At 69.0% G+C, this 12,698-nt stretch carries 12 protein-coding genes; 1 reads left to right on the forward strand and 11 read right to left on the reverse strand.

Features of this window, described 5'->3' with window-relative positions:
• Positions 1 to 12: 12 nt before the first annotated feature.
• The 11 genes from nuoK to ABZ876_RS03850 are packed head-to-tail and all read right to left on the reverse strand — an operon-like array spanning position 13 to position 10,950.
• Positions 13 to 312: an NADH-quinone oxidoreductase subunit NuoK gene (gene nuoK, locus ABZ876_RS03800; protein WP_071384283.1), complete on the reverse strand. Its 300-nt coding sequence runs from the start codon at positions 310 to 312 to the stop codon at positions 13 to 15.
• Positions 309 to 1,151 (reverse strand): NADH-quinone oxidoreductase subunit J, encoded by an 843-nt coding sequence (locus ABZ876_RS03805; RefSeq protein ID WP_361773688.1) that lies wholly within the window; start codon positions 1,149 to 1,151, stop codon positions 309 to 311. The genes nuoK and ABZ876_RS03805 overlap by 4 nt, the downstream gene beginning before the upstream one ends.
• Complete coding sequence (nuoI, locus tag ABZ876_RS03810; RefSeq protein WP_361773691.1) at positions 1,148 to 1,759, reverse strand: NADH-quinone oxidoreductase subunit NuoI; 612 nt, start codon at positions 1,757 to 1,759, stop codon at positions 1,148 to 1,150. Before nuoI ends, ABZ876_RS03805 begins: the two co-directional genes overlap by 4 nt.
• On the reverse strand, positions 1,752 to 3,119 hold the full coding sequence (nuoH, locus tag ABZ876_RS03815; protein ID WP_361773694.1) for an NADH-quinone oxidoreductase subunit NuoH: 1,368 nt from the start codon (positions 3,117 to 3,119) through the stop codon (positions 1,752 to 1,754). Before nuoH ends, nuoI begins: the two co-directional genes overlap by 8 nt.
• The gene (locus ABZ876_RS03820; RefSeq protein WP_361773697.1) at positions 3,116 to 5,620 is read right to left on the reverse strand and encodes an NADH-quinone oxidoreductase subunit G; all 2,505 of its coding nucleotides are present in this window, start codon (positions 5,618 to 5,620) and stop codon (positions 3,116 to 3,118) included. Before ABZ876_RS03820 ends, nuoH begins: the two co-directional genes overlap by 4 nt.
• Positions 5,617 to 6,969: an NADH-quinone oxidoreductase subunit NuoF gene (gene nuoF, locus ABZ876_RS03825; protein ID WP_361773700.1), complete on the reverse strand. Its 1,353-nt coding sequence runs from the start codon at positions 6,967 to 6,969 to the stop codon at positions 5,617 to 5,619. Before nuoF ends, ABZ876_RS03820 begins: the two co-directional genes overlap by 4 nt.
• Positions 6,969 to 7,904, reverse strand: coding sequence for an NADH-quinone oxidoreductase subunit NuoE (gene nuoE / locus ABZ876_RS03830; RefSeq protein WP_361773703.1), 936 nt, complete (start codon positions 7,902 to 7,904; stop codon positions 6,969 to 6,971). The genes nuoF and nuoE overlap by 1 nt, the downstream gene beginning before the upstream one ends.
• Positions 7,901 to 9,232 (reverse strand): NADH-quinone oxidoreductase subunit D, encoded by a 1,332-nt coding sequence (locus ABZ876_RS03835; protein WP_361773706.1) that lies wholly within the window; start codon positions 9,230 to 9,232, stop codon positions 7,901 to 7,903. The genes nuoE and ABZ876_RS03835 overlap by 4 nt, the downstream gene beginning before the upstream one ends.
• The gene (locus ABZ876_RS03840) at positions 9,229 to 10,026 is read right to left on the reverse strand and encodes an NADH-quinone oxidoreductase subunit C (RefSeq protein WP_361773709.1); all 798 of its coding nucleotides are present in this window, start codon (positions 10,024 to 10,026) and stop codon (positions 9,229 to 9,231) included. Before ABZ876_RS03840 ends, ABZ876_RS03835 begins: the two co-directional genes overlap by 4 nt.
• Complete coding sequence (locus tag ABZ876_RS03845) at positions 10,023 to 10,577, reverse strand: NADH-quinone oxidoreductase subunit B family protein (RefSeq protein WP_361773712.1); 555 nt, start codon at positions 10,575 to 10,577, stop codon at positions 10,023 to 10,025. The genes ABZ876_RS03840 and ABZ876_RS03845 overlap by 4 nt, the downstream gene beginning before the upstream one ends.
• Positions 10,578 to 10,590: 13 nt before the next feature.
• On the reverse strand, positions 10,591 to 10,950 hold the full coding sequence (locus ABZ876_RS03850; protein WP_003992243.1) for an NADH-quinone oxidoreductase subunit A: 360 nt from the start codon (positions 10,948 to 10,950) through the stop codon (positions 10,591 to 10,593).
• 820 nt (positions 10,951 to 11,770) lie between these two features.
• On the opposite strand from ABZ876_RS03850, the gene ABZ876_RS03855 reads away from it, so the two are divergent.
• The gene (locus ABZ876_RS03855) at positions 11,771 to 12,580 is read left to right on the forward strand and encodes a C40 family peptidase (RefSeq protein WP_361773715.1); all 810 of its coding nucleotides are present in this window, start codon (positions 11,771 to 11,773) and stop codon (positions 12,578 to 12,580) included.
• Positions 12,581 to 12,698 lie beyond the last annotated feature (118 nt).

The following is a 12,698-nucleotide window of genomic DNA, read 5'->3' on the forward strand; positions in this document are numbered from 1 at the left end:
TCTTCCGACCCCTTACAGCTTCATCAGGCTGGCGTCGTCGACCGAGGCCGAATGGCGGGTACGGAACAGCGACACGATGATCGCGAGCCCGACCACGACCTCCGCTGCGGCGACGACCATCGTGAAGAAGGCGATGATCTGGCCGTCGAGATTGCCGTGCATCCGGGAGAACGTGACGAACGCGAGGTTGCAGGCGTTCAGCATCAGCTCGATACACATGAAGACCACGATCGCGTTCCGCCGGATCAGCACACCGGTGGCGCCGATGGTGAACAACAGCGCGGAGAGATACAGGTAGTTGACCGGGTTCACTTCGACGCCTCCTCGGTCCTCTTGAGCGCCGGCCGCTCGTCCTCGGTCCGTTCCAGGCGCTCGGCGGCGCGCTGTTCCAGCGCCTTCAGATCGCTGATGGCCTCGTCGGACACGTCACGGATCTGACCGCGGTCGCGGAGCGTCTTGTTCACGGTCAGCTCGGACGCGGTGCCGTCCGGGAGGAGGCCCGCGATGTCCACCGCGTTGTGCCGGGCGTAGACGCCGGGGGCCGGCAGCGGCGGAACGTGCTTGCCCTCCCGCACGCGCTGCTCGGACAGCTCCCGCTGGGTCCTGGCCCGCTCGGTGCGCTCGCGGTGGGTGAGCACCATGGCGCCGACCGCGGCCGTGATGAGCAGGGCGCCGGTGATTTCGAAGGCGAAGACGTACTTGGTGAAGATGAGGGCGGCGAGCCCCTCCACGTTGCCGTTCGCGTTCGCCTTGCCCAGGCCGTCGAAGTCCTTCAGGGACGCGTTGGCGATGCCCGCGAGCAGCAGGACGCCGAATCCGACCCCGCACAGAAGAGCCAGCCAGCGCTGGCCCTTGATGGTCTCTTTCAGGGAGTCCGCCGCGGTGACACCGACCAGCATCACCACGAACAGGAACAGCATCATGATCGCGCCGGTGTAGACGACGATCTGCACGATGCCCAGGAAGTAGGCGCCGTTGGCGAGGTAGAACACCGCCAGGACGATCATGGTGCCGGCCAGGCAGAGCGCACTGTGCACGGCCTTCTTCATGAAGACGGTGCCCAGGGCGCCGATCACCGCGATCGTGCCGAGGACCCAGAACTGGAAGGCTTCTCCGGTGGAGGCGGTGTAGGCGGCGAGTTGCGGGCTCATGCGTCCGCCCCCTGTTCTTCGGGCTGTTCTCCCTGGGAGACGGCGGCCTGACGCGCCGTGCCGGGCGCTGCCTCCGTCACCAGGCCCCGGTAGTAGTCCTGCTCGTCCATCCCCGGGTAGATGGCGTGCGGCGTGTCGACCATGCCCTCGTCGAGGCCGGCGAGCAGCTGCTCCTTGGTGTAGATCAGGTCGGCGCGGCTGGAGTCGGCCAGCTCGAACTCGTTCGTCATCGTGAGCGCGCGCGTGGGGCACGCCTCGATGCACAGGCCGCACAGGATGCAGCGGGCGTAGTTGATCTGGTACACCCGCCCGTAGCGCTCGCCCGGCGAGTAGCGCTCCTCGTCGGTGTTGTCCGCACCCTCCACGTAGATCGCGTCGGCGGGACACGCCCAGGCGCACAGCTCGCAGCCGACGCACTTCTCCAGGCCGTCCGGATGGCGGTTGAGCTGGTGCCGTCCGTGGAACCGCGGAGCCGTGGTCTTCTTCTGCTCCGGGTACTGCTCGGTCAGCCGCTTCTTGAACATGGCCTTGAAGGTCACGCCGAAGCCGGCCACGGGGTTCTGGAAGCCGGGCTTCGCCTGCCCGGTCTCCTTGGGCTCCTCAGCCATCGGACGCCTCCTTTCCATCCGTAGATCCGTCACTGACAGTGTCCGGTCCACCACTGACAATCAGCTCCCGCTCCCGGCGCGAACGGCGCCTGGGCACCGGCGGCAGCGTCTGCCCCGGCAGCGGCGGAACGGGGAAGCCGCCCGCCATCGGGTCGAACACGGCGGGCCCCGCCGCCGCGGGCCGCTCGGCCTCCTTGCCCTTCGCGCGGAACATGTCGACGAGGAACGACAGCAGCAGCAGCGTGAGGACACCACCGGCGACATACAGGGCGATGTCGGAGAATCCGTAGTTCTCGTTACGCAGCGCCCGTACGGTCGCGACGAGCATCAGCCACACCACGGAAACCGGGATGAGGACCTTCCAGCCGAGCTTCATCAGCTGGTCGTAGCGGACGCGCGGAAGCGTGCCGCGCAGCCAGATGAAGAAGAACAGCAGCAGCTGCACCTTGACGACGAACCAGAGCAGCGGCCACCAGCCGTGGTTCGCGCCGGCCCAGAAGGAGCTGATCGGCCAGGGCGCCCGCCAGCCACCCAGGAAGAGCGTGGTCGACACGGCGGAGACCGTCACCATGTTCACGTACTCGGCGAGCATGAACATCGCGAACTTGATCGAGGAGTACTCGGTGTTGAAGCCGCCCACCAGGTCGCCCTCGGACTCCGGCATGTCGAAGGGGGCGCGGTTGGTCTCACCGACCATCGTGACGATGTAGATGATGAACGAGACCGGCAGCAGCAGGATGAACCAGCGGTCGTGCTGCTGCTCGACGATCCTCGACGTCGACATCGACCCGGAGTAGAGGAACACGGAGGCGAAGGCGGCGCCCATGGCGATCTCGTACGAGATCATCTGCGCGCAGGAGCGCAGGCCGCCGAGCAGCGGGTAGGTGGACCCCGAGCTCCAGCCGGCGAGGACGATGCCGTAGATGCCGACCGAGGCGACCGCAAGGATGTAGAGCATGGCGATCGGCAGGTCGGTCAGCTGCATCGCCGTGCGGTGGCCGAAGACCGAGATCTCGTTGCCGGCGGGCCCGAAGGGGATCACCGCGATCGCCATGAAGGCCGGGATGGCCGCGACGATCGGCGCGAGGAGGTAGACCACCTTGTCGGCGCGCTTGACGATGAGGTCTTCCTTCAGCATCAGCTTCACACCGTCGGCGAGCGACTGGAGCATGCCCCAGGGTCCGTGCCGGTTCGGGCCGATGCGCAGCTGCATCCAGGCGACGACCTTGCGTTCCCAGACGATGGAGAACAGCACGGTCACCATCAGGAAGGCGAAGCAGAAGACCGCCTTGATCGCGACCAGCCACCAGGGGTCGCGGCCGAACATGGAAAGGTCTTCAGCGGCGAGGTACGGGCTCATGCCTCCACCTCCTTGGGGGTCCCGGCGGCGGGCGTCGCCGGGCCGATGCGGACGAGGTTGCCGGGCAGCGCACCGGTGTCGGAGGCGACGCCCCCGCCGGTGGAGTTCAGCGGGAGCCAGACCACCCGGTCCGGCATCTCGGTGATCTGAAGCGGGAGTTCCACCGATCCCGACGGGCCGCTGACGGCCAGGAGGTCACCGTCCTTGACCCCGGCCTCGGCGGCGGTGGCGGCCGACACCCGCGCGCGTGCGGCGTGGCGCGTACCGGCGAGTGCCTCGTCGCCCTCCTGGAGCCGTCCCTGGTCGAGCAGCAGCCGGTGACCGGCGAGGACCGCCTCCCCGGCGGCCGGGCGGAGCGGTTGGCCGCCGATCTCCAGGGGGTTGGCGGCCCGCAGTCCGTCCCAGGGGCCGAGCCGGTCCAGCTCCGTCCGCACGGTCCGCAGATCGGGCAGCCCCAGGTGGACGTCCATGGCGTCGGCGAGCATGTGGAGCACGCGCGCGTCGGTGGGCGCCAGGGCCCGGGTCATCTGGTCGGGCTTGAGCGCCGCCTCGAAGAAGCGCGCCCGGCCCTCCCAGTTGAGGAAGGTGCCTGCCTTCTCGGCGACCGCCGCGACCGGCAGCACCACGTCGGCGTGTTCGGTGACCTCACTGGGACGCAGTTCCAGCGAGACCAGGAAGCCCACCGAGGAGAGTGCTTCACGCGCGCGTGCCGGATCGGGCAGGTCGGCGACCTCGACACCGGAGACCACCAGGGCCCGCAGTTCGCCGGAGACCGCGGCCTCGACGATCTGGCCCGTGTCCCGGCCGTAACGCTGGGGGAGTTCGGCGACACCCCAGGCGGCGGCGACCTCGTCCCGCGCGCGCGGGTCGGTGGCCGGGCGCCCGCCCGGCAGCAGCGTGGGCAGCGCGCCCACCTCGACCGCGCCGCGCTCCCCGGCCCGGCGCGGGATCCACACCAGCCGAGCGCCGGTGGCGGCCGCGGTCCGTACGGCGGCGGTGAGGCCGCCCTCCACGTCGGCGAGGCGCTCACCGACGACGATCACGGCTCCCTCGGTGCGCAGGGCCTCGGCGGCCCGTACGCCGTCCTCCTCCAGACCGACGCGGCCGGCCAGCGCGTCCAGCCACTCGGTCTCGGTGCCGGGTGCGGCGGGCAGCAGGGTGCCGCCGGCCTTCGTCAGGCCCCGGGTGGCGTGCGTGGCGAGGGCGAACACCTGCTGGCCGTGTCCCCGCCAGGCCTTGCGCAGCCGCAGGAAGACGCCGGGCGCCTCCTCCTCGGCCTCGAACCCGACGAGCAGGACGGCGGGCGCCTTCTCCAGGGCGGTGTAAGTGACGCCCGTCCCGTCGAGGTCACGGCCGCGTCCGGCGACCCTGGCGGCCAGGAAGTCGGCCTCCTCGCCGCTGTGCACACGCGCGCGGAAGTCGATGTCGTTGGTGTCGAGCGCCACGCGCGCGAACTTGCTGTACGCGTAGGCGTCCTCGACGGTGAGCCGTCCACCGGTCAGCACACCGGCCCGGCCCCGTGCGCCGAGCAGCCCCTCGGCGGCGGCCTGGAGCGCCTGGGGCCAGGAGGCGGGCTCCAGTTCCCCGGACTCGCCCCGCACCAGCGGGGTGTCGAGCCGGTCCCTCGACTGCGCGTACCGGAACGCGAACCGTCCCTTGTCGCAGATCCACTCCTCGTTGACCTCGGGGTCGTCGGCCGCGAGACGGCGCATGACCTTGCCGCGCCGGTGGTCCGTGCGCGTCGCGCAGCCGCCGGAGCAGTGCTCGCACACGGACGGCGAGGAGACCAGGTCGAAGGGGCGGGAGCGGAAGCGGTACGCCGCCGAGGTGAGGGCGCCGACCGGGCAGATCTGGATGGTGTTCCCGGAGAAGTACGACTCGAAGGGGTCGCCCTCGCCGGTGCCGACCTGCTGGAGCGCGCCCCGCTCGAGCAGCTCGATCATCGGGTCGCCCGCGATCTGGTTGGAGAACCGGGTACAGCGGGCGCACAGCACGCACCGCTCCCGGTCGAGCAGCACCTGGGTGGAGATCGGCACGGGCTTCTCGTACGTCCGCTTCCTGCCCTCGAAGCGGGACTCGGCGTGGCCGTGCGACATGGCCTGGTTCTGCAGCGGGCACTCGCCGCCCTTGTCGCAGACGGGGCAGTCCAGCGGGTGGTTGATGAGCAGGAGCTCCATCACACCCTTCTGGGCCTTTTCGGCGACGGGCGAGGTGAGATGAGTCTTCACGACCATCCCGTCCGTACACGTGATCGTGCAGGACGCCATGGGCTTGCGCTGCCCCTCGACCTCGACGATGCACTGGCGGCAGGCGCCTGCCGGGTCCAGGAGGGGGTGGTCGCAGAAGCGGGGGATCTCGATGCCGAGCTGTTCGGCGGCGCGGATGACCAGGGTGCCCTTGGGCACACTGATCTCGATGCCGTCGATCGTCAGCGTGACGAGGTCCTCCGGGGGGACCGCCGCCTGGCCCCCTCCCGAGGGGGCGCTGGTGGTCACAGTCATGCGGTCACCTCCGCGGGCTTGTCCGCCCAGGCCGTGGACTTGGCCGGGTCGAAGGGGCAGCCCCGGCCCGTGATGTGCTCCTCGTACTCCTCGCGGAAGTACTTGAGGGAGGAGAAGATCGGCGAGGCGGCGCCGTCGCCGAGGGCGCAGAAGGACTTGCCGTTGATGTTGTCGGCGATGTCGGCGAGCTTGTCCAGGTCGGCCATCGTGCCCTTGCCCGCCTCGATGTCACGCAGCAGCTGCACCAGCCAGTACGTGCCTTCACGGCAGGGTGTGCACTTGCCGCAGGACTCGTGGGCGTAGAACTCGGTCCAGCGGGTGACGGCCCGCACCACGCACGTCGTCTCGTCGAAGCACTGGAGGGCCTTGGTGCCGAGCATGGAACCGGCGGCGCCCACGGCCTCGTAGTCGAGCGGCACGTCGAGGTGCTCGTCGGTGAACATCGGCGTCGAGGAGCCGCCGGGCGTCCAGAACTTCAGGCGGTGGCCGGGCCGCATGCCGCCGCTCATGTCGAGGAGCTGGCGGAGCGTGATGCCGAGCGGGGCCTCGTACTGGCCGGGGCTGGCGACGTGACCGCTGAGCGAGTAGAGCGTGAAGCCGGGGGACTTCTCGCTGCCCATCGACCGGAACCATTCCTTGCCCCGGTGCAGGATCGCGGGAACCGACGCGATCGACTCGACGTTGTTCACAACAGTCGGGCACGCATACAGGCCCGCGACGGCAGGGAAGGGGGGACGGAGCCGCGGTTGGCCACGGCGGCCTTCGAGCGAGTCGAGCAGTGCGGTCTCCTCACCGCAGATGTACGCGCCCGCGCCCGCGTGCACGGTGAGTTCGAGGTCGAGTCCGCTGCCGAGGACGTTCTCGCCGAGGTAGCCCGCCGCGTACGCCTCGCGTACGGCCGAGTGCAACCGCCGCAGTACGGGGACGACTTCACCCCGCAGATAGATGAAGGCATGCGACGACCTGATGGCGTAGCACGCGATGACGATGCCCTCGATGAGGCTGTGCGGGTTCGCGAAGAGGAGCGGAATGTCCTTGCAGGTTCCGGGCTCCGACTCGTCGGCGTTGACAACAAGATAGTGAGGCTTGCCATCGCCCTGGGGAATGAACTGCCACTTCATTCCGGTCGGGAATCCCGCGCCGCCCCGGCCGCGCAGCCCGGATTCCTTGACATACGCGATCACGTCGTCGGGCGACATGGCGAGCGCCTTGCGGAGCCCCTCGTACCCCTCGTGCCTCCGGTAGACGTCCAGCGTCCAGGACTTCTCCTCGTCCCAGAAGGCCGACAGCACGGGTGCCAGGAGCTTCTCGGGGCTGGTCTCGTTGATCTGGGGTGCCAAAGTCATCACTACCCCTCCTCGTCGACGGGGCCAGCGGAATCGGTGGTGTGGGGCGAATCCCCTCCGTCACGGGCACTGCCGGGTGACGGGTGGGCTGGGTCGGAGGCCGATGTCTCCTGCGGCGCGTCGTGCGAGCCGAGGTGTTCGGCCGGTGACGGCTCGTGCACCGCCGTGTCCGCCGGCGCTCCGTCCCGCTGCTCGTCGTGCGGCCCGCCGTCGCGCGGGTGCACGACGCGCGCGGCGGCCGTCTCTCCCTTGGCCAGCCGCAGCCCCACCAGGGAAGGCGGGCCCGCGCTGCCGGTCGCCTCGACGGCCCCCTCCCGTTCGTCGGGGAAGCCGGCCAGCATCCGGGCGGTCTCCTTGAAGGTGCACAAGGGGGCACCGCGGGTGGGGTCGACCTGCCGTCCCGCCCGCAGGTCGTCGACCAGGCGCTTGGCGCTCTCGGGCGTCTGGTTGTCGAAGAACTCCCAGTTGACCATCACGACCGGCGCGAAGTCGCAGGCCGCGTTGCACTCGATGTGCTCCAGGGTGACCTTGCCGTCCCCGGTGGTCTCTCCGTTGCCGACGCCCAGGTGCTCCTGGAGGGCGGCGAAGATCGCGTCGCCGCCCATCACGGCGCACAGCGTGTTGGTGCAGACACCCACCTGGTAGTCACCGGAGGGTCCCCGCCGGTACATCGTGTAGAAGGTGGCCACCGCGGAGACCTCGGCCGTGGTCAGGCCCAGGATGTCCGCGCAGAACCGCATCCCGGTGCGGGTGACGTGGCCCTCCTCCGACTGCACGAGATGCAGCAGCGGCAGGAGCGCGGACCGGGAGTCCGGGTAGCGGCCGATGATGTCGCGCGCGTCCTGCTCCAGGCGCGCTCGGACGTCGTCCGGGTAGGCGGGCGCGGGCAGCTCGGGCATGCCCAGGCTGACGCCCCGCTCCGAAGAACTGGTGGTCACCGGTCGACGCCTCCCATCACGGGGTCGATGGACGCGACGGCGACGATCACGTCGGCGACCTGGCCGCCCTCGCACATCGCCGCCATGGCCTGCAGATTGGTGAAGGACGGGTCGCGGAAGTGGACCCGGTAGGGGCGCGTGCCTCCGTCGGACACGACGTGCACGCCGAGTTCGCCCTTGGGCGACTCGACCGCCGCGTACGCCTGCCCCGGCGGGACGCGGAAGCCCTCGGTCACCAGCTTGAAGTGGTGGATCAGGGCCTCCATGGAGGTGCCCATGATCTTCTTGATGTGATCGAGGGAGTTGCCGAGCCCGTCCGGTCCCAGGGCGAGCTGGGCGGGCCAGGCGATCTTCTTGTCGGCGACCATGACCGGGCCGGGCGCCAGCCGGTCCAGGCACTGCTCGATGATCCTGAGCGACTGGCGCATCTCCTCCAGGCGGATGAGGAAGCGGCCGTAGGCGTCGCAGGTGTCGGCGGTCGGGACGTCGAAGTCGTATGTCTCGTAGCCGCAGTAGGGCTGTGTCTTGCGCAGGTCGTGAGGCAGCCCAGCCGAGCGCAGGATGGGGCCGGTGGCGCCCAGGGCCATGCAGCCGGCCAGGTCCAGATAGCCGATGTCCTGCATACGGGCCTTGAAGATGGGGTTCCCGGTGGCGAGCTTGTCGTACTCCGGGAGGTTCTTCTTCATCTTCTTCACGAACTCGCGGATCTGGTCGACCGCGCCGGGCGGCAGGTCCTGGGCGAGTCCGCCGGGGCGGATGTAGGCGTGGTTCATCCGCAGGCCGGTGATCAGCTCGTAGATGTCGAGGATCAGTTCCCGGTCGCGGAAGCCGTAGATCATGATGGTGGTGGCGCCGAGTTCCATGCCGCCGGTGGCGATGCACACCAGGTGGGAGGACATCCGGTTCAGCTCCATCAGGAGCACGCGGATGAGCGTGGCGCGGTCGGGGATCTGGTCCTCGAGGCCGAGGAGTTTCTCGACCGCGAGGCAGTACGCCGTCTCGTTGAAGAACGGCGTCAGGTAGTCCATGCGCGTCACGAACGTGGTGCCCTGTGTCCACGTGCGGTACTCGAGGTTCTTCTCGATGCCGGTGTGGAGGTATCCGATGCCGCAGCGGGCCTCGGTGACGGTCTCGCCCTCGATCTCCAGGATGAGCCGGAGCACGCCGTGCGTGGACGGGTGCTGGGGACCCATGTTGACGATGAGGCGCTCGTCGTCGGCGCGGGCCGCGGACTGGACGACCTCGTCCCAGTCGCCGCCGGTGACCGTGTAGACGGTGCCCTCGGTCGTCTCGCGCGAGGAGGCGGAGGACGGAGTCTGCGTGCTCATGAGTACGACCTCCGCTGGTCCGGAGCCGGGATCTGGGCGCCCTTGTACTCGACGGGGATGCCGCCGAGGGGGTAGTCCTTGCGCTGCGGGAAGCCCTGCCAGTCGTCCGGCATCATGATCCGCGTCAGCGCCGGGTGGCCGTCGAAGATCAGGCCGAAGAAGTCGTACGTCTCGCGCTCGTGCCAGTCGTTGGTGGGATAGACGGAGACGAGCGACGGGATGTGCGGGTCGGCGTCCGGGGCGCTGACCTCCAGGCGGATCAGCCGGTTGTGGGTGATCGAGCGCAGGTGATAGACGGCGTGCAGTTCGCGGCCCTTGTCGCCGAGGTAGTGCACTCCGCTCACGCCCGTGCACAGTTCGAAGCGGAGCGCCGGGTCGTCGCGAAGGGTCTGGGCGACGGCGAGGAGGTACTCGCGCTCGATGTGGAAGGTCAGCTCGCCGCGGTCGACGACCGTCTTCTCGATGGCGTTCTCCGGGACGAGTCCCTGTTCCTCCAGGGCGCCCTCCAGTTCGTCGGCGACCTCGTCGAACCAGCCGCCGTAGGGGCGGGTGGAGGCGCCCGGGAGCCGGATGGAGCGGACCAGGCCGCCGTATCCGGAGGTGTCGCCGCCGTTGTTGGCGCCGAACATGCCGCGCTGGACGCGGATCTCCTCGCCGTGGTCGCCACGCATGCCCGGGAGGTTGGCGGCGCCGAGGTCCTTCTCCGGGTTGACGCCGTTGCCGTTCGCGCCTTCGCCCGGCCCGCCCGGTCCGTTGCCCGGCGTGCTCGTGCCGTTGCTCTTCGCGTCGCTCATCGCAGCAGCCCCTTCATCTCGATCGTCGGGAGGGCGTTGAGCGCCGCTTCCTCCGCCTCGCGGGCCGCCTCCTCGGCGTTGACGCCGAGCTTCGAGGTCTGGATCTTGTGGTGCAGCTTGAGGATCGCGTCCATCAGCATCTCCGGCCGCGGAGGGCAGCCGGGCAGATAGATGTCGACGGGGACGATGTGGTCGACGCCCTGGACGATCGCGTAGTTGTTGAACATGCCTCCCGAGGAGGCGCAGACCCCCATGGAGATCACCCACTTGGGGTTCGGCATCTGGTCGTACACCTGCCGCAGAACCGGCGCCATCTTCTGGCTGACCCGGCCGGCGACGATCATCAGGTCCGCCTGCCGGGGCGAGCCGCGGAAGACCTCCATGCCGAATCGCGCCAGGTCGTAACGGCCGGCGCCGGTGGTCATCATCTCGATGGCACAGCAGGCGAGGCCGAAGGTGGCGGGGAAGACCGACGCCTTGCGCACCCAGCCCGCGGCCTGCTCGACGGTGGTCAGAAGGAAACCGCTCGGCAGCTTTTCTTCGAGTCCCATGGCTAAAGGCCCCTCAGTCCCATTCCAGGCCGCCGCGCCGCCATACGTACGCGTAGGCGACGAAGACGGTGAGCACGAAGAGCAGCATCTCCACGAGCCCGAAAATCCCGAGGGCGTCGAAGGTGACGGCCCACGGATAGAGGAAGACGATCTCGATGTCGAAGACGATGAAGAGCATCGCCGTCAGGTAGTACTTGATCGGGAAGCGCCCGCCGCCGGCCGGCGTGGGGGTCGGTTCGATACCGCACTCGTAGGCCTCGAGCTTGGCGCGGTTGTACCGCTTCGGACCGATCAGCGTGGCCATGACCACGGAGAAGATCGCAAAGCCTGCCCCGAGGGCTCCCAGTACGAGGATGGGCGCATACGCGTTCACCGCTCCTCGCTCCTCTCAGTCGGCACTGACTGCATGGGCGTCCCCCCTGGTCGAGCGAAGCCGAGACCTTGGGGGAGCGCTGGACTTCCACCCGCCCCACGAGTCCCGCGAGCCTCGCTGGCCCCGGCGAAGATCGCAGACATGTGAAGCAGGTCACAAGCCCAACTGCCCCGCATCTTATGCCCGGCGCTGTGTGATCTGCGACACGGGGGTCCCCATGTAGTTTGTGATCTCCACCACCCGGCGAAGGATCATGAAGTCGGATGAGCGGTGATCTTCGTACGCGAAGCAGTCGAGCGATCACCAAGAGGTGACATTTTCGCTCGTCTTCGCTGGTCACGGGCGGCATGCACTATCAAAGATCAGCTACTCAAGGCAAATTCGCGCCGAGCCGGATCCCTTGATAGAGGACCCCGTTCACACCTGAGAGGGAGAGACGGGTCGCCTGTGGACGCGTGCACACGTTCACAAGCGAGGCCGGCGTGGCCGCACGTGAAGGTGCGCCCGTTCACGAGCGGCCGGCGGTGACATCCACGCGCGAGACGCCGCCCCCAGGGTGGCCGTTCCGTGACCTGCGCCACATCTGTGCGGGGTCGCAAAAGGCGGGCTTGGCCATGCGCCGCGACCAGTGATAGGCGCAGAGCAATCCGGACGTAACGTCGAAAACACGTGATCACAGGCTTGATCACTGGTGTCCGCAATGCCCGTTACGGCGTCAATAAAGAGCGACTTACCCAGTGTTTGGAGCGCCGATTGAACAACTGTGGCGCAGCACACGTTTCTTGAAGGTATGGAGGAGCCCCTGATACCCGTTGTACTCATGTCCCACACCGCTCACATACGCAGCCACCGGAAGCCCCGCAACCGCAGCGCGTCGACGATCGCGATGCGGGCCGGAGTTGCGGGTGGCGTCCTCAGCACGCTGGCCGTAGCCGGTGCGTCGGCCTCGGCGAACGCCGCCGAGCCGGTGACGCAGACCCTCGAACTGCCCACCCTGACGGCCGACATGGCCACGCAGGTCGCGCAGTCCGCGGAAGCCACCCAGCAGGCCGCCGCCGACTACCAGCTGCAGGCCGAACGCGACGCGGCCGCCGCAAACGCCGCGAAGCAGGCCAAGGCGGACCTCGCGGAAGCCAAGAAGAAGGCGGCGGAGGCCGAGCGGAAGGCCGAGGCCGCGCGCAAGAAGGCGGCCGCCGCCTCGCGCAGCGCCGAGCGGACCGTGCTGTCCGCAGCGTCCTCGTCCGGCAGCACCTCGACGAGCTCGTCCACGGCCACCGGTTCCGCCGCCGCCGTCGTCGCCTTCGTCAAGGCGCAGATCGGCGACTCGTACGTCATGGGCAGCACCGGCCCGAACTCGTGGGACTGCTCGGGCCTCGTGCAGACCGCGTTCAAGCAGATCGGCGTCAGCCTGCCGCGCGTCTCGCAGGACCAGTCGACGGCCGGCACCCAGGTCTCGCTCAGCAACCTTCAGCCGGGCGACATCCTCTACTGGGGCGGCGCGGGCAGCGCGTACCACGTGGCGGTGTACGTCGGCGACGGAATGTTCGTCGGCGCCCAGAACCCCTCCAGCGGTGTCGTGGAGAAGCCTCTGTCGTACGACCCGCCGACCGGCGCGGTCCGGGTGCTCTGAACCGCATCCGTCGGCAGTCACGCCGAAGAAGGGCCGCAGCCGCTCGGGGGCAGCGGCCCTTCCGGCACGTTCCGGCACACCCCGGCGAACGCCTCCCCGGGCTCACCCGAAGGGCGGA

This window comes from Streptomyces sp. NPDC046931 (genome assembly GCF_040644655.1).
Taxonomy (GTDB): Bacteria; Actinomycetota; Actinomycetes; order Streptomycetales; family Streptomycetaceae; genus Streptomyces.

Coding starts and splice junctions, on each gene's coding strand:
- ABZ876_RS03845 (WP_361773712.1), bottom strand. CDS start 10,577: ATGGGACTCGAAGAAAAGCTGCCGAGCGGTTTCCTTCTGACCACCGTC.
- ABZ876_RS03840 (WP_361773709.1), bottom strand. CDS start 10,026: ATGAGCGACGCGAAGAGCAACGGCACGAGCACGCCGGGCAACGGACCG.
- nuoI (WP_361773691.1), bottom strand. CDS start 1,759: ATGGCTGAGGAGCCCAAGGAGACCGGGCAGGCGAAGCCCGGCTTCCAG.
- ABZ876_RS03835 (WP_361773706.1), bottom strand. CDS start 9,232: ATGAGCACGCAGACTCCGTCCTCCGCCTCCTCGCGCGAGACGACCGAG.
- ABZ876_RS03805 (WP_361773688.1), bottom strand. CDS start 1,151: ATGAGCCCGCAACTCGCCGCCTACACCGCCTCCACCGGAGAAGCCTTC.
- ABZ876_RS03820 (WP_361773697.1), bottom strand. CDS start 5,620: ATGACTGTGACCACCAGCGCCCCCTCGGGAGGGGGCCAGGCGGCGGTC.
- nuoH (WP_361773694.1), bottom strand. CDS start 3,119: ATGAGCCCGTACCTCGCCGCTGAAGACCTTTCCATGTTCGGCCGCGAC.
- ABZ876_RS03855 (WP_361773715.1), top strand. CDS start 11,771: ATGTCCCACACCGCTCACATACGCAGCCACCGGAAGCCCCGCAACCGC.